The sequence below is a fragment of the Francisella sp. SYW-9 genome, from assembly GCF_008711465.1.
Classification (GTDB): domain Bacteria; phylum Pseudomonadota; class Gammaproteobacteria; order Francisellales; family Francisellaceae; genus Francisella.
This window is the reverse complement of sequence record NZ_VXKQ01000007.1, coordinates 200,247-216,666: the sequence shown is the minus strand read 5'-3', so window position 1 is coordinate 216,666 and position 16,420 is coordinate 200,247. Positions and strand designations below refer to the sequence as shown.

Sequence of the window (16,420 nt, the reverse complement as noted above, 5' to 3'; positions counted from 1 at the left end):
AGTTACTTGGATTTATAGGTAATATGAGGTTAAGAAAAACTAATCATAATCAACAAGGAATGGCTTTAATTCTTGCTATTTCAATAGCTTTAGTGTTGATAATGATGGGGTATTTAATTTTTGCTTTATCTCATACAGCTTTATCTTTAGGGAAATCTAGAAAAGACCATCTACAAAACAAAATAGCCGTACACCAAGCATTTAGAAATGCTTCTGTTAATCAAGCATTTTTATATAATCAAAACACTATACCATCAGCAAATTCAGGGAGTGTACTATTTAATAGTGGTAGCTCATATACCTTTGAGGTTACAAATAATCACATTCAAAGTACAGACAACCAACGCTTTGGATCTTTTATAGTTCCAGAAAATGGTTATACAATGAGAACTATAGATTATTATCTAAGAATTTCCTATGATAAATTTAGTAAAAATATGACTATAAGGGTTCCTAGTACTACACATAGGAGTCCTAATTCAATAAATAAGACTACCATCTCTCTAAACATTCCAGCAATTAATTTTGATAATATTTTAGCTACGCAGCTAGATTCTGTTAATGCGACATTAGCTGAGACAGGTGTTGGCCATATAGGGGATTTATCCATAGATAATAATAGTTATGTTTTAACTTTTACAAATACACAAGGAGTAGCATCAACTCTTGATTTATCTGGAACTTTCAGTTCAGGGAACTTATCTCTAGCGCAAGGGTGGCGATTAAATAATGGCTCATGGGAATTGTTGATAGGTGTTTATGATGCTGATAGTGAGAAGGCTTGTGTAATAGCATCAACGCTACAAAATTTTGAGGCTAGTTTTTCTAATTTAAGTTGCGCTATTATTGATAGTAGTGGAGGCTCTATCGAACAGCTTTTTGCTAGGTATCCAAACCCTCAAGGTTACAGTAGATGTATAGAATATGGTAATTATCAAGAAGGAGCAATATGTTTAGAACATGGGATATTATTTCAAGCTCTTAAGCAAAAAGGTAAAGTCAAAGTAATAAACACATTACCGTTCCAGGATCCTTCTAAATGGCAAGTTTATTATCCAACTGCAGATTGGGTTTCTCCATTTACAGATAAAGTAATATATCAAAAAAATGATCAGGTAGTTTATGGAGGTAAGCTATTTGTAAATACACAAAAAGATCAGACTAGCTCGCCATTAGAGCCAAATTCAGGTTGGGAAATTAATGGAGTCTATAATTTTGATGACAGGGTTTTCTATGATAGGAATAAAGTAGTAATATTTAATAATGAGTTCTATGAGGCTATTAATGATAATCAAGGCTCTGTGAACCCAAGTGTAGATCTAACAAATTGGAGATTATTAGGAAGCGATTATGAGAATATTCCAGCTTCAGGTTACCCTTCTTATGGTATAGAGTTTCCATATAGACAAGATTTAAATGTAATGGATCCTCAAGATTTACTATATCTTAGATGCACAGGGGAATATCCTCAAATAGATACAACTACATATGCTCAGTGTGAGGATGGGAAAATTTATAATTTTGGAGATACTTGTTATGAGAATAATATACTTTTCGTAGCTCAATATTATACAACACAATCACCTGCAAATAATTCAGGAGCGTGGAGACCTGTGATGCCATCACTTAATTGGGTGATTCCGTATTCTAATAATATTACCTATGGAGATAGTATTACAAGAGTCTTTTTTGATGGTATGGTTTTTGTCAATAATGGTTGGGTTGCTGAGGGGCAAACTCCTTATGAAACAGGTGGTTGGGATATTGATGGTATCTATGATTGGAATACTGATATTACATATAAAACTGGTAATATTGTAATGGCAGAATCTAACTTCTATAGAGCAAAGTGGTATCATAATGGCGTTAATCCATTAACAAGTGGTCAATGGGGTGCTTGGGAAGATTTAGGTACAAGATATGAAGGCCAAATTGTTGATTATTTTCGTGATCTTTGTAATGGAATAATCAGAGCACCAATTATTGAGAAAGGAAGTTGTGATCGCTTTAATTGTGTAATTAATATAACCACACAGTCTTCTGGCGGGACTGGTATATATACTTATAATTTCTATGATGAAAATGATGATTTAGTTATGTCTACCCCTGTGCAAAATAGTGTAACAGTGGATTTTGATACTGCTGGTAGTCATAGTATTTACGTAATTGCACAAGATAGTGATGGTGTAACATCTTTACCATCGGTAAGTTTAAGTTATACTCTAGAGTCGCAACTATCAACAGATAGAATTAGCTATGAAACACCTAATAGTCTTAGTAGTTCAAAATCAGGAAGCCTTAGTAATGGAATGGCATATACTACTAGTGGCGATAATATTCGCTTCACTTGTCCAAGCGGATATGCTTTCTTAAAAGTTGCATATAGCTTAAAGAACCGTAAGAGCAAGACATATTATACAGATGATGGTCAAACGTATATGACACTTTGGGCAAATGCAGATAGAAGCGGAGGTCTTAGAGTAAGAAGTTATAGTGGTAGCTACAGTCAAGGTCGGGCAAGATATAATAATAACACAGGTAAGGCATTTAGCCGTCTGACAAGAGCAACTTGTGTACCAATGGAAAGTGATGGTCACTGGGATGTTTAATATCAGGTAATTCTAAAATTTATTATTTTATTCTTGTTGTTTTTTTAAAGCTAGATTAATGTTTTAGTAAATCTTCCTTCATTTAACATTTTTTTTGCTTTTTATCAAGTATTAATGTAATATTTTCTTTAAAATTTTAGAATTATTTTTAGTTTTTGTCTGATTTAACTTATAGAAGGTAGTAGATCTTTATCAAAAGTATGAACTTAAAAAAATGTAATCAACAACAAGGGATGGCTTTAGTCTTTGCTATTGTAATAGCTATTGTGTTGTTTTTGATGTCGTTTATGCTTTTTGCATTATCAAGCTCATTGTTAAAACTAGATAGTGGTAAAAGAAATCAGTTAGAAAATAAAGTTTCAATCCATCAAGTATTTAGAGATGCTGTTGCTAATAATTCATTTCAATATACTCAAAATACAGTGCCAGGTATAAGTTCTGGAAGCTCTAGTTTTGCTAATGGGACATATAATTTTGAAATTACAAATAATCATATTGATGATAATGCTAATCAGCGCTTTGATTCATTCATAGTGCCAGAAAGTGGTTATACTATGAGAACTATTGATTATTATTTAACTTTAGCAGCCAATAATAATCAGAAAAACATAAATATCAGAGTTCCTAGCAATACTCAAAGAAGTAGAGATGCTTCAGTAAATAAATCGACTATAACCTTAAATATCCCAGCAGTTAATACAAAAACACTTTCTGCAACACAATTAGATAGTGGTAATTTTACACAAGCACAAGTAGGACAGGTAGGTAGTTTAACGATAGATAATAATAACCATATTCTTACTTTTACTAATGTTGATGGCACATCTTCTAGTTCTCTTAGTTTACCAAATGATCTTGATGCTGGAGATTTTGCTTTATCACAAGGTTGGGCTTTAGATAATGGCTCTTGGCGTTTATCTATAGGGGTATATAGTACATCTGGTTTGCAATCATGCATAATACAAGCACCACTAGAAAGTGTTTTAGCTGATATTTCTGCTTTAGAATGTGTAAGCTTTGTAAGAAATAGTGATGATGATATTGATGGAATTAGATATCCAAATCCTGTTAGCTTTCCGATATGTGTTGAAGGCGAAAGTTATTCTCAAGGTGATATATGTTCAGAAGATGGTATATTGTTTGAGGCAAATGCATCAGCAACAGGTTTACCTTTTACAAATAATACAAATTGGCGAATATACTATCCTAATAGTCAATGGATATCTCCATATACCCAGGGAGGGATATATGATATAGGTGACTTAGTGGTATATGATGGAATTGTGTTTAGAGTTACTCAAAATGAAGAGACTCAGGATCCTTATGATGGCGGTTCTTGGGAAGTAGGAAGCGGTATCTATGAGTTTAATGAGAATATTGATAAATATCCTGCAGGTAGTGTTGTTTTATTCCAGCAAGAGTTCTATCGTAAGAAAAATAATTCATCAAAAAAAGAGCCTACTAGAACTCAGCATTGGGATAATCTAGGTCCTACCTTAGAGCAAGAAGAAATTGATCAGCTTTCGCCAGAGTTGCAAGCGATATTAAGTGCGGGAATGACAGCTCTAGATTTGACTCCAGCACAGATAGTTTTCCCGTATAGAAATCAAAATCCTACTCAAGAGTATCTAAATTGTCAAGGAGAATACCCTCCTATAGATACAAGTGTTTTTGAACAGTGTATTGATGGTGAGGTCTATAATACGGGTGATATCTGTTATGAGAATAATATGCTATTTGAAGCTCAGTGGTGGATTAGTCAATCTCCGTTTAATATTCCTAATAATAGTAAAGCATGGTTAGTATCTATACCAGATTCAGCTTCAACGGGCTTGGATTGGGTTGTACCGTATAGTAATAATGTTTCATATAATACTGGTACAAAAGTAATTTTTGATGGTAGACGCTTTGTAACAACAAGAAAAACTAATAAAACTAATAACCCGTATGATAGTAATGATAAAGATGCTTGGAAAATAGATGGTATTTATGAATGGAGTAATCAGATCAGATACTTAGAGAACGATGTTGTAATTAGAGATGGTAATTTTTATAGAAATCGTCAAAATGGTCAATTTGGCAATGATCCTCTTGATGTTAATGGTCCTGACTGGGATGAGTGGGAAAATTTAGGACCAACATATAATACTCAAACTGTAGAAGAAGTTTTAAGCTCATGTGGTCCAAGCGTACAGGGAACTACAACTAATACAGTTATACAGTTTGATATGGCTGATAATATGTCTGTATATACGGGTAGTTATATAACAACAAACATACTGAATTTACCTAATGATTTTAAACTATATGGTGATAGTAACCCAACCTCTGTTCATTATGAATTATCTGGAAGTTTATTTGATCAGATATCATCAATTTCAGTTACTGATGATCAAGGTTGGAAGTCAATAGCTAACCCTCCGTCACAGGGAGATACATTAGTTCGTAATTGGAATGGAAATGATATACCTATGCTTTTTGATACAAGCGGACTTTCTAAGGGAACATATAACCTTAATGTAGCATTAGAGTATACAATTGATGGCCAGAGGTATGAGGGCTCAAAGTCATACTCAGTTAGAGTAAGAAAGAATGGTAGATTAAGATTATAAGCTTAATATTTTCTATTTAAATAATTGAGTATTTGACTAATCCTCAACTAAATTCTTTTCATTGGCTGTTTTTTTACAGAAAGTGACATAGCGTTTATCAGTTACTATTAAATAAAATATAGCACCAATGACTCCTTCAAAAATATAGTTGTTAAAAGGTGATACTATACAGACAAATATTATAAATGGAGCAATTAGTATAAATAGGTTTTTAAAACCAACTCTTCTATATTCAAAAGCTCCAAAGATAGTCATAAGCACTACTAATATAATGCTTAGGTGAATATTTGTTGCAACCTCTACAGTATTTAGAAGTAAAGCAAGTAATACAAAGACAATTAAGCCAAATATTCGCAGCTTAGGTGCAATTGCTCCCATACTTACAGGGGCAGCCATATAACCGATTATATTAAATCCAGTAACTATAAGCATTAAAGCAGCCCAGTTATCAGAAAACATTAGAAAAACTGTACAAATTAGGAAGTTAGCAATTAGTGATCTTCGCGAGATATTGACTTTTTTATTAATTTTAGCAAAATATCTTGGCATTTGACCTTCCGCTGACATTGCATATAGCATTCTAGAAGAGGCTCCAAGGTAGCTATATCCAGTTGCAGATGGACTAACAATACTATCAATGACTAATAAGAAAGCTATGTACCCCAGTCCTATAAGTGTTGCTAGCTGTAATAATGGAGATTCAAAATCTAGTCCAGCCCAACCACCTTTTGATACTAAATAGTTGTGAGGAACTGCTTGCATAAAGGCGTACTGAAGTCCCATATATAGTATCAAAACTAGCGATAATGATAAGATGATTGCTAATGGTACATTTCTAGAAGGATTTTTAATCTCACTACTATAAGCTACAACAATCTGAAAGCCATTAAATGTATATATCAAACCACCAGCTACAATAGCAGTTAAAGCATTATTAATAGAGAAATTATTGTTTGGTATTTCTGATGACATTAAGCTATGATGATTTGCACTATGTGTGAATGCATATATAAGAAAAATTATTACTATGATGGCAGGTACAAACATCTTAAATACTGTTATACCATTATTAACACTTGCAAGTAGCTTTACACCATAAAAATTAATAATAAGATAAAGAACTAATATAAAAAGTGATAGCATCATTCCATACATAGAAATAATGCCATCATGCATTAACCAGCCAAAGCCATCTATACCAGCAAGATATTGTGTAGTTGCTTGAGCTTCGGTTGAGATCATTACAACAATTCCAAACCAGTTTGCAAAAGCAAAAGGCATTGCAAAGACACTATTATGAGATAGGGCGCTTGATCGAGTTGTCGCACCTCTAACAGGATAAATAGAAACTACTTTAGCTAAACATAGCCCAACCATCATAACTACAATAGCAGCTAGGATCCAGGCTAAAAAGGCCCAGTTACCAGCACTCTTTGCTGTTAGTTGGGCACTAAATAGCCAGCCGGAACCAACCATAGAGGTTACACCTATTAAAATAGCACTAAAAAGTGACATTTTTTTAGCAGTATTAATTTCCATAAATATTCCTACATTTAAAACAATATAATTAAAATATACACACAGATTGATAGCTTTGGCAATAAAATACTTGTTTGAAGTGTGTAAAAAGATTAATCCAAATTTGAGATAAATTGAGTGATATTTTAGATGATACTGTTGCTAATTCTATATTTGAGACTCTTAACAGAAGTATTTTATATTGAATAAAAAAGTAGTGTTAATGGAGAAAACTCGATAGCTTCTTTAAATGGATTGTTAATGTTTTTTAAATATTTTTTCATCATTTTGTAGTGGACTTTATTTATTTTCTCTAGAGGTTTGAGAGATCCATTTAAAGATTGTTTCTTATGCAGATTTAGCCATTGAGATGTTATATTCTTAAAATCATCATCTGACATGTTAGGAGAGACTCTATCATCGAAAGATATTTGGTTATAAAAATGTTTAGGCATACAGAAAATATGTCTAACTATCTCATTATTAGTATTTAATTGTTTTATAGTATTTTCATCAATTTTTGAGAAATTGTTTAGATAATTAGCTTTTAGTATTCCTATCCCTAAAAAATTTTTTGCAATATGATCAGTAAAGCTTCTCTCTGTAGCACTGCTATTATCAATAGAATGACTAATATCATCTACAAGATGTTTATAAAGCAAATCATTATCAAATACTTCAGCAAGCTTTTTAAGTTGTGGTGATGATATAGCTTTAGAGTTCTTTAGATTGTTTAACTCTTTTAGCCACCAGTTCATTTTCTCATTAGCTACTTCAATATTATTATAAAGTTCGGTACAAGAAATGATTTGAGATTTTATTTGATCAAGTAGATATAAAGTCTCTTTTTTTTTGTCATCAAGCTTACGATAGCTAAAATACATTACTGAACCATAAGGAGGCAGCATATCATTTGGGTAGTGAAAATAATTATATTGCATGTTTTAGACCTTCTTGAATGCGATAATATAGTTAATATCAGCACCATTGCCAAGTTTAAATTTATTTAAAAGAGGGTTGTAATGAACGCCTGTAATTTCTAATGCTTCAAAGCCATATTTTTCTGCAACTTTAATAAGTTCATAAGGTTTAATAAACTTACTATATTGATGAGTCCCTTGAGGAACCATTTTTAAAATATGTTCAGCAGCAACAATTGATAGTAGATATGATTTAAGGTTTCTATTTAATGTAGAAGCAAAAAATATACCATCTTTTTTGATAATCTTAGCTATTGAAGCAATGATGCTTTCTGGATCTGGAACATGTTCAAGCATTTCCATACAAGTTACAATATCAAACTCAACAGTATTATTATCAGAGAAATCTTCGATAGTTGAGTTTATATAATTAATATTCAAACTGTTTGCTTTTGAGTGCTCTTTTGCAACGTTAATAGCTTCTAAAGATGCATCTAGACCGTAGACATTATTATCTTTGGTAACCAGTGATTCTGTAAGTATTCCACCGCCACAGCCAATATCAATAATACTTTTATTGTTTAGATTTGCAAATTTTCTAACAAACTCAAGTCGTAATGGATTTACTTGATGTAACGTTTTTAGCTCACCATTTGTATCCCACCAGGTTTTTGCTAGTGATGAAAACTTATTTACTTCATTATTGTCTATATTTACTTTGTTCATTTATATAATTAAGAGATTTCAATCTTATTTAGTAAATAATATCAAAGATATATGCTTAAAAAAAATTTATTAGAGTTTTATGAGGGAATTCACTATAATTGCTTCTAAGTGAATTTTTAATTTAAGTAAGACAGAGATAATTTTAATGAAGTTCAAAACTAGCCCTATTGTGTGGTTATCTATATTTAGTATAACTCTAAGTAGTTGTTCTAGCTTTAAGACATCTACTAAAAAAAGAGATCCTTTTGAAAGTTATAATAGAAAAATGTATGCTTTTAATGATGCAGCATACGATACTTTAACACCAGCTGCAAATGCTTATGATAAGGTAGTTCCAAATACATTAAAAACTGGTATTTTTAATATATTTAACAATTTGGCAGAGCCTGCTAGGGTTGTTAATGATATGTTTCAAGGTGAGTGGGATTATGCAGGTGATGATGGTGTTAGATTTTTAACAAATACAACTCTTGGTGTGGCTGGGTATTTTGATGTTGCAGATAGTTGGTTTAAGAAGCCTATGCGATATCATCAAAGTTTTGCAGTTACATTACATAAGTGGGGAGCATATGATGAAGGTGAAGCATCTCCGTATGTAGTGTGGCCTCTTATAGGTCCAGGAACACTAGAAGATGTAACTATGGGTGTAGATGCATTATTTAACCCATTAACGTATATATTTTTCTTTGCTCCTGTTGGAGCCGCTATTTCTTGGGGTGTTAGTGCTGGTGTAACTGGTGCGTACTATGTTAACCAGGGCGTGTCATATTTGCCAGCGTATTCTAATTTAAAAGAAGTCTCCATTGATCCATATATAGCTATGAGAAATGCTTATTTACAAAATTATGACTATGGTATGGCAAGAGTTCTTAAGCAAGATTTACGCAAAGATGATGCAACTTTGCAAACAGATCAAGCAGTATTAGGAGTTCTTGGATTAGATAATGATGATGTGGCATCTCAAGTGGCTTCAACAACTGGAGGATCAAGTAAAAAATCTCAGCAACCTGTATTATTCAGGAGTAGTATTGATACGGTTAATAAAGCCACACAAGTCCAAGAAGAATTTGACCAAGCATACTCTAAAGATAGTACTGTGATTGATCTAGCAAATGTTGATAAAGATGATACAACGCAGAGTGAGGCAAGTAAGTTAAATACTCAAATAAGAGATGCAAAAGCAGCTTTACCTGGCGATGCGGATTCTTTATCATCATCTGTTCAGTCCTTAGAAGAACAGGGTTAAAATAACATCTATATAGCTTATTATAGTCTTCACCGTTATAATTTTTAGTTACTAAATTAAAATAATATTAGGTTATTCAAAACAGAGTTGTTAGGTCTAAGTGATTATTCAATAAATTAGAATCTTAAGAAGTTTTAAAGATATGGAACTTATTTGTTTTAGTAAGTAGAATGAAATATTATGAAACTTATATTTTTAACTTAAAATGTTTTATAGAAAATTAATTGTAGTGTTAATTGGGCTAGGTCTAGCTATAGAAGCTGTAGGAGATACTAGTTCAGAGCAAATTTTAATACCACTGACGGACAAAAACCTAGCGAGAGTATAATATCTAATATAGGTGAGAATGTTGATGGCCAGTGGGTTGGCAAAAAATCTAGTATAGGTGAGGAAGTTGATGGTAAATTGTCTACAACCCCTATTATAGGTGAAAATATTGATGGTAAATGGGTCGGTAAAAAATCTAGTATAGGTGAGAATATCGATGGTAGATGGTCTGGTCCTAGTATGGGCGAGAGTGTCGGTGGTGAAATAGTCTACTAATATAATTGTAGATAGTTACGACTTAAATAGGGCTGGTTGATATTCAATATTACTAATTTTCTAAATTTTTTTAAAAAGAACTTGTCAGTTTTAAACTTCATTTTTAGCAATAGTCTTCATTGCTATTGCATGAAGTTCACCAGAAAGGATATATTCATTTATTTTAGAATAAACCAACTGCTGTCTTTTAACTTTACTTTTTATGTCATTAAAATCATCAGCGATGATAGTTGCTGAAAAGTGTACATTATCGTCACTTTGTATATCAGCTGTACAGTTTTCAAATGAATTTTCTAAAATATCTTTCAATTGTTCTTTTGTCATTTTTTCTCTCTTAATGTTGATTAATAAATTGTTCTAAAATATCTTTGGCACCATGTACTTTTGCTAGAGATAATATCTTTGGATTAACATTTGCTAATTCTAATTTAATAGAATTATTTTGAGCATGTTTGATGTACTCAATTATCAATGCAAGTCCGCCACTATCTACTTTATGACAATTTTTAAAATCAACTATCCATGTGCTAGATATGTTCTTAAGATTTTTATTAAAATCCTTATATATTAAAGCAACAGTCTTTAATGTTAATTCACTATCAATAGTCCAAGTATGGTTCTCTATTTGTATCATTTTACGTTTTGTAAGTTGTAGTTTTTATCTAGTAATTTTGGATAGTTCTTTTTCTTGATTCTAGTTGTAACTTTTTCAGCTGCTTTTGTCATTTCCGCAACATTAGCATAAGGTTCAAACTGTTGTTGGTATGTTCTTAGTATACTTACCCCAGCAACATCAAAGTCATAAATATGCCATTTACCATCTTTTTGGAACATCTTAACAGCAAAATCAGAGCTCTGGTTGTTATCTACGTTTGTTATCTTTCCATTTACTACAACTATAGGTTTTTTCTGCCAACTGTTATCGTTCTTATTGAATGGGAATAATGTGATCTTATATTTACCTGCATAGGCAACGTTTTTAGCATACATGAAAGTAAGCATTTCTGTTGCAGACTTGATGAATTGTTTTTGTTCTTCTGGAGTCGCTTTTTTCCATTTAGCAGTACCGACTACAAGCTGAGCAATTACTTTTGGTGCAACTATTGGTATAATCTCATTATCTACTAGGCGTAATAATTTATATGGATCTCTTTTATATTCACCAGCATTTTTAATAAGGTTATTTTGTGTTTTTACAATTGTATTGTTAAGCATATCTACAGGATTTTCTATTGCCCATGCGCTGGATATACTTAGAATTAGTAAAAATAATAGTAGTGAAGTTTTACGAATCATTTGAAAATTCCAAAGGTTTAATTTATATTCATTGAGCTAAATTTTAATATAAAATAGCTAGATTTGAAAGAAACAAGAATTGTTATTTGCTATTAGAATCACTATTTTTCCCCGCTACAAATGTATTAATAAGTGAGCCTAAGTCAATCGCTGACTGTGTATTTTCTAATGCAATAACACTTCCTTGGTGTAAGTATTTATCTTTTTCAGATGAACTAGGGTTATTACCTATACCTGCAATTGCCATTATATCTTCTTTTGGAGGGCTAAGTGAGATATAGTTATCACCTAAGATGCCAGACATTGATACTGCAGCAGAGTAATTGGCAGGAATCTTCTCATTGGCATTTATTGACATGCTTACTACCGCCATAAAGCCGTTATAAGTTTTCTCTAATGAAATATTTGTAACTCTACCAATTTCTACACCTGCTATTTTGACAGATGCATTAGTACGCAATGAGCCGATATTTTTAAATTGTGCTTCTACTGTAAACTGCTTTTCACTAAGTGATTTTAGAGATGTGTCACTAACTTTAAATGTTAGAAAGAGTAAGCATAAAACTCCTATTATTATAAATATTCCAACCGAGATCTCAAAGTATTTGTTTCTCATTAAACTCCTCCAAACATAATCGATGTTAAAATAAGATCTGCCCCTAAGATACTCATGCAACAGTAAACAACAGTCTTTGTTGTAGCTTTAGCTATTCCATTTGAATCAGCAGTACAGTAATATCCTTGATATAAGGCAATCCATGCCGTTATAAAAGCAAATACAATGCTTTTAATTATTCCATTAGATATATCTGATAACATAACAGATGACTGTATGTTGCTCCAAAATCCTCCATAGCTTATACCAAGCCCAGCTTCAGCTAGGACAAACCCAGCTAATATAGCAACTGTACAAAAGATTAGCGATAAAATTGGTCCACTAATTATACAAGCCCAAAATCTAGTAGACAAGATAAAGCTTATAGGGTTCACATTCATCACTTTTAAACTATTGATTTGATCTGTAGCTTTCATTAGTCCTATTTCAGATGTGATAGAGCTACATGCTCTACCCGCAAATAACATGGCAGTTACAACAGGACCAAGCTCTCTAAGTACACTAAGGGCTACCATAACACCTAGTAGAGAATGAGCTCCAAATTTAGCTAAGGTATAATATCCTTGTAAACTTAGTACCAAGCCGATAAATATTCCTGATGTTACTATAATTATTATTGAGTCAACACCAACATATTTAATCTGAATTATACAGTCTCTTATACTAAATTTACTAATTACGATGTTTATTATTAATAGAATGGATTTTAAGGTGTCATAAATTAGAGAAATAGCTATTTTATAAATCTTACTAAAAACAGACATTATTAGTTCCTTAAAATTTCTTTCTCAAAAAAAGTTTTATCAAGATTATTTTGATCTTCATCGTGATCATCTAAAGGCTTTCCAGACAAGAAATTTATAATTCTTTTGTCTGAACTATTTTTAATGTTTTCTGGAGAGTCGCTTGCGATAACCTTTTTATCTCCAACAATAATTACATGGTCAGATATTTTTAAAGATTCCTGTATATCGTGAGAAACGATAATAGAAGTCATATTTAATGATTTATTTAATGTAGCAATAAGCTCTAAAAGCTTATTAAATGAGGCAGGGTCTTGCCCTGTGAAGGGCTCATCATACATCATAATATCTGGATCCATAGCTATAGATCTTGCTAAAGCAACCCTACGAGCCATTCCACCTGAGAGCTCACTTGGCATCATGTCTATCGTGTGCACTAGCCTAACAGCTTGTAGTTTTAATAAAACTATATTTCTAATTAATTTCTCATTAAGCTTAGTATTTTTTCTTAAAGGAAATGCTATATTTTCATATACATTTAAATGTGTGAATAGGGCGCCTGACTGGAAGAGAAAACCCATTCGACGGCGTAATTTCTCTAGCTCTTTTTCTCTAGTATTTCTTTTTATGATAGCTGTATTTATATCTATTGAGCCGATATCTGGTTTTATTAAGCCTGCTATTAATTGAAGAATAGTAGTTTTACCTGCACCAGAAGGACCTAGAATAGTTGTTATCTTATTTGATGGGATAGTAAAGGTAATATCATTATAAATACAACGGTCATCTCTATAAAAAGAGACATTATTAAAGCTGATATCACTCATAATGATAGAAATTAATTAAAAGGTATATTAACTTCTATAGTTGAGTTTTTGCTGCTATCTTCAACTTTTAAATCAATATCTCTGATATTTTCCTCAGATAGGGCAATATATTTTTTCACAACTTCAATGATTTCATCTTTAAGCTCAGCTAGCAAATGACTACTTATTCTAGAAGATTTAGGTTGTAGTTCACTCCTCTGATGAGCAACTATTATCTGTAACCTTTCCTTTGCTAATGAAGCACTCTTTTGTTTTTTTTCTAATCCAAAAAGTTTAGCAAACATAATTAAGACTTACCTATTAGTTTTTTAAAGAAACTTGTTTTTTGTTCTGTATGTCTCATTGGTATATCTTTACCAAGTATTCTATCTACAGAGTCATAAAATGCTTTAGATGCTATAGTGTCTTCTAAATGAGTTATAGGGTGTCCACTATTAGATGCCTCTAATATGTCTCTAGACTCAGGGATTATACCAACTATAGGAGTATATAGGATTTCACTTACATCTTCAGCCTTAAGCATAGCTCCAGCTTTAGCTCTAGCAGAATCATATCTGTTAAGTATAAGATGAACTTCTTTAAATTCACCTTCTTTTTGAGCTTTAAGAGTTTTGCTAGAAAGCATTCCTAATATTCTATCAGAGTCTCTTACAGATGAGACTTCTGGATTTGTAACTATAATCGCTGCATCAGCACATCTCATAGCCATCAAGGAACCTTTTTCAATACCTGCAGGTGAGTCACACAAAATAATGTCAAAAGAGTTTTTAAGTTCTTTTATGATTCTGTCAACACCATCTTCAGTCAGAGCATCTTTGTCTCTAGTTTGTGAAGCTGGTATTATATATAGGTTATCGACTCTTTTATCTTTTATGATTGCTTGATTGATAGTAGCTTCTTCTTTAACAACATTTATTAAATCATAAACAACTCTTCTTTCGCAACCCATTATAAGATCTAGGTTTCTTAAACCTACATCAAAGTCAATAACTACAGTCTTAAGGCCTCTTTTAGCAAAAGCATATGCAATAGCAGCACTTGATGTAGTTTTACCAACACCACCTTTACCAGAGGTAACTACAAATACTTTGCCTTGTTTTTTTTCACTCATTATTTAAGCCTCTTATTATTTTAAAAACCTTCAATATGTATTTTATCATCTTGTAGATAAACTATATACCCATCAGTGTCTTTATCATCGACAATTGTTTCATTATTTAAAGTAACGTATTTACCTGCGATAGAAACAAGCTCTGCTTTTAGATCTTTGCAAATTATTCTAGCATCTTTGTTTCCAGAGCTTCCAGCGATAACTCTACCGCCTATTCTGCCATATACGATAACACTTCCATCTGCGATAACTTCAGCGCCGTTATTAACGTTTGCTGTTATTATTACATCGCAGTCTCGAGCATTGATAGATTGACCTGTGCGAACATGTGTTGTAATTATTTTAGCTGAAGTATGAGATTCTTCATTATTCAAAGCTTCTTTGTTAGATCTACCATTTTTAAGAATGTTGTAACCAGCTTTTGCTAATTGAGATTTTAACTCTTTATTATTAACAACAAAGCCTACAGGGATCATCCCGTTAGACTTAAAAGTCTCAATGACATCTTCTAAGAAGTTTATTGTGCACTTTTCATCTTTATCGATATCTCTAACATCTATAGCAAAAGGGGTATTATGAAAAAAAGACTCAGATTGAGAAACTTTTGAGTTTAATAAACTTTCAATCTGGGTAAATTCAGTAACATTAATGTTAATGGCACTGATTGTATAGTTACCACCTTTAAAATGAAAAGCTTGCTTCATGCGTAAGGCCTTAAAATTAGAATAAATTTATAATTATTTTATTTTAGCTTCTTTGTACATTACATGTTTACGAACTACTGGATCAAATTTTTTGATTTCCATTTTGTTTGGCATTTCTCTTTTGTTTTTAGTAGTTGTATAAAAATGTCCTGTTTTTGCAGAAGAAACTAATCTTATTTTTTCTCTCATTGTCTTTTTCCTTTTAGAAAGTTATTAAATTTTGTGGCCTTGAGATCTAAGGTCTTCAAGAACAGTATCAATACCTTTCTTATCGATAATTCTCATACCTTTAGAACTAACTTTTAATTTTACATATCTGTTCTCACTTTCTACCCAAAATCTATGAGTGTGAAGATTAGGTAAAAATCTTCTTCTAGTTTTATTTTGAGCATGTGATACATTATTACCAGTAGCAGGTCTTTTACCTGTAACTATACAAACTTTAGACATTAGAAACCCTCCCTGGGCATTAATTTAACTATTATTAATACAATATCTCGGTAATTCTAGTGTTTTTTTTATAAAAAGTAAACTGAAAAATCTTCTAAATTTAATTGATACTTTAGGATGGCGTACCTCCAGCCTGAGATGATTGTTCAATATTATTATCAAAAGCAAAGTTATCACCCGAGTCTATTAATTGATTATAGCTAGGATTGAAGTTTTTTACTGGAGGAGTAGGGTCATTATCGATTTTTACACTTGAACTGCTGGATAGGTTAGTTTTTTGGCTGTGTTTTTGAGTGGTTTGAGAGCTATTTGTTACTGTGCTAGATGAAGCTAGCTGATCACTAGGTGCTTGCTTAGTTAATATGTATTTTTTTGTAACTGTTTGTTGTAGTGTAGCATTTTGCAATGTGGTAGATGATTGGTTTGTATTATTGGTATTATTAACTTGTGTTTGATTACTTGATACATTATCGTAGCTGTTTTGAGCACTTTGAGCACT

At 32.0% G+C, this 16,420-nt stretch carries 19 protein-coding genes; 4 read left to right on the top strand and 15 right to left on the bottom strand.

What is annotated here, in order from left to right; translation table 11 throughout:
* Positions 1-23 precede the first annotated feature (23 nt).
* A complete protein-coding gene (locus F3D62_RS03025; RefSeq protein WP_150466772.1) occupies positions 24-2,609 on the top strand; it encodes a hypothetical protein in 2,586 nt (861 codons plus the stop codon).
* A 200-nt stretch (positions 2,610-2,809) separates the two neighbouring features.
* Entirely contained in the window at positions 2,810-5,221 is a 2,412-nt protein-coding gene (locus F3D62_RS03020) for a hypothetical protein (RefSeq protein ID WP_150466771.1), read from the top strand.
* 36 nt (positions 5,222-5,257) lie between these two features.
* On the opposite strand, the gene F3D62_RS03015 is transcribed toward F3D62_RS03020, so the two are convergent.
* From F3D62_RS03015 to ubiG, 3 genes are all read right to left on the bottom strand, one after another.
* Positions 5,258-6,760, bottom strand: a complete 1,503-nt coding sequence (locus F3D62_RS03015; RefSeq protein ID WP_150466770.1) for an APC family permease — start codon at positions 6,758-6,760, stop codon at positions 5,258-5,260.
* A gap of 176 nt (positions 6,761-6,936) precedes the next feature.
* Positions 6,937-7,680, bottom strand: a complete 744-nt coding sequence (locus F3D62_RS03010) for a hypothetical protein (protein ID WP_150466769.1) — start codon at positions 7,678-7,680, stop codon at positions 6,937-6,939.
* Positions 7,681-7,683: 3 nt separating this feature from the next.
* The gene (gene ubiG / locus F3D62_RS03005) at positions 7,684-8,385 is read right to left on the bottom strand and encodes a bifunctional 2-polyprenyl-6-hydroxyphenol methylase/3-demethylubiquinol 3-O-methyltransferase UbiG (protein ID WP_150466768.1); all 702 of its coding nucleotides are present in this window, start codon (positions 8,383-8,385) and stop codon (positions 7,684-7,686) included.
* Between the two features lie 145 nt (positions 8,386-8,530).
* Here ubiG and F3D62_RS03000 point away from each other — a divergent pair, with 145 nt between their 5' ends.
* Together F3D62_RS03000 and F3D62_RS12710 are read left to right on the top strand one after the other, a co-directional pair.
* Entirely contained in the window at positions 8,531-9,631 is a 1,101-nt protein-coding gene (locus tag F3D62_RS03000; RefSeq protein ID WP_150466767.1) for a VacJ family lipoprotein, read from the top strand.
* A 405-nt stretch (positions 9,632-10,036) separates the two neighbouring features.
* Positions 10,037-10,174, top strand: a complete 138-nt coding sequence (locus F3D62_RS12710; RefSeq protein ID WP_191092520.1) for a hypothetical protein — start codon at positions 10,037-10,039, stop codon at positions 10,172-10,174.
* A 90-nt stretch (positions 10,175-10,264) separates the two neighbouring features.
* On the opposite strand, the gene F3D62_RS02995 is transcribed toward F3D62_RS12710, so the two are convergent.
* From F3D62_RS02995 to F3D62_RS02940, 12 genes are all read right to left on the bottom strand, one after another.
* Positions 10,265-10,498 carry a BolA/IbaG family iron-sulfur metabolism protein gene (locus F3D62_RS02995; RefSeq protein WP_150466766.1) on the bottom strand — a complete coding sequence of 78 codons (234 nt, stop codon included), beginning with the start codon at positions 10,496-10,498 and terminating at the stop codon, positions 10,265-10,267.
* 10 nt (positions 10,499-10,508) lie between these two features.
* Positions 10,509-10,808: a lipid asymmetry maintenance protein MlaB gene (locus F3D62_RS02990; protein WP_150466765.1), complete on the bottom strand. Its 300-nt coding sequence runs from the start codon at positions 10,806-10,808 to the stop codon at positions 10,509-10,511.
* Entirely contained in the window at positions 10,805-11,470 is a 666-nt protein-coding gene (locus F3D62_RS02985; RefSeq protein WP_150466764.1) for a phospholipid-binding protein MlaC, read from the bottom strand. The genes F3D62_RS02990 and F3D62_RS02985 overlap by 4 nt, the downstream gene beginning before the upstream one ends.
* 82 nt (positions 11,471-11,552) lie before the next feature.
* Entirely contained in the window at positions 11,553-12,086 is a 534-nt protein-coding gene (mlaD, locus tag F3D62_RS02980; protein ID WP_150466763.1) for an outer membrane lipid asymmetry maintenance protein MlaD, read from the bottom strand.
* The gene (locus F3D62_RS02975; RefSeq protein ID WP_150466762.1) at positions 12,086-12,850 is read right to left on the bottom strand and encodes an MlaE family lipid ABC transporter permease subunit; all 765 of its coding nucleotides are present in this window, start codon (positions 12,848-12,850) and stop codon (positions 12,086-12,088) included. The genes mlaD and F3D62_RS02975 overlap by 1 nt, the downstream gene beginning before the upstream one ends.
* Before the next feature lie 2 nt (positions 12,851-12,852).
* Complete coding sequence (locus tag F3D62_RS02970; RefSeq protein WP_150466761.1) at positions 12,853-13,656, bottom strand: ABC transporter ATP-binding protein; 804 nt, start codon at positions 13,654-13,656, stop codon at positions 12,853-12,855.
* An 11-nt stretch (positions 13,657-13,667) separates the two neighbouring features.
* Positions 13,668-13,940: a cell division topological specificity factor MinE gene (minE, locus tag F3D62_RS02965; RefSeq protein ID WP_150466760.1), complete on the bottom strand. Its 273-nt coding sequence runs from the start codon at positions 13,938-13,940 to the stop codon at positions 13,668-13,670.
* A gap of 2 nt (positions 13,941-13,942) precedes the next feature.
* Complete coding sequence (gene minD / locus F3D62_RS02960; protein ID WP_150466759.1) at positions 13,943-14,767, bottom strand: septum site-determining protein MinD; 825 nt, start codon at positions 14,765-14,767, stop codon at positions 13,943-13,945.
* A gap of 20 nt (positions 14,768-14,787) precedes the next feature.
* Positions 14,788-15,471, bottom strand: a complete 684-nt coding sequence (gene minC, locus F3D62_RS02955) for a septum site-determining protein MinC (protein WP_150466758.1) — start codon at positions 15,469-15,471, stop codon at positions 14,788-14,790.
* 33 nt (positions 15,472-15,504) lie between these two features.
* Entirely contained in the window at positions 15,505-15,660 is a 156-nt protein-coding gene (gene rpmG, locus F3D62_RS02950; RefSeq protein ID WP_004286519.1) for a 50S ribosomal protein L33, read from the bottom strand.
* A gap of 24 nt (positions 15,661-15,684) precedes the next feature.
* Positions 15,685-15,921 (bottom strand): 50S ribosomal protein L28, encoded by a 237-nt coding sequence (rpmB, locus tag F3D62_RS02945; RefSeq protein ID WP_072711370.1) that lies wholly within the window; start codon positions 15,919-15,921, stop codon positions 15,685-15,687.
* Positions 15,922-16,033: 112 nt separating this feature from the next.
* Positions 16,034-16,420, bottom strand: a 387-nt coding sequence (locus F3D62_RS02940) for a hypothetical protein (protein WP_191092519.1), incomplete at its 5' end; no start/stop codon positions are given.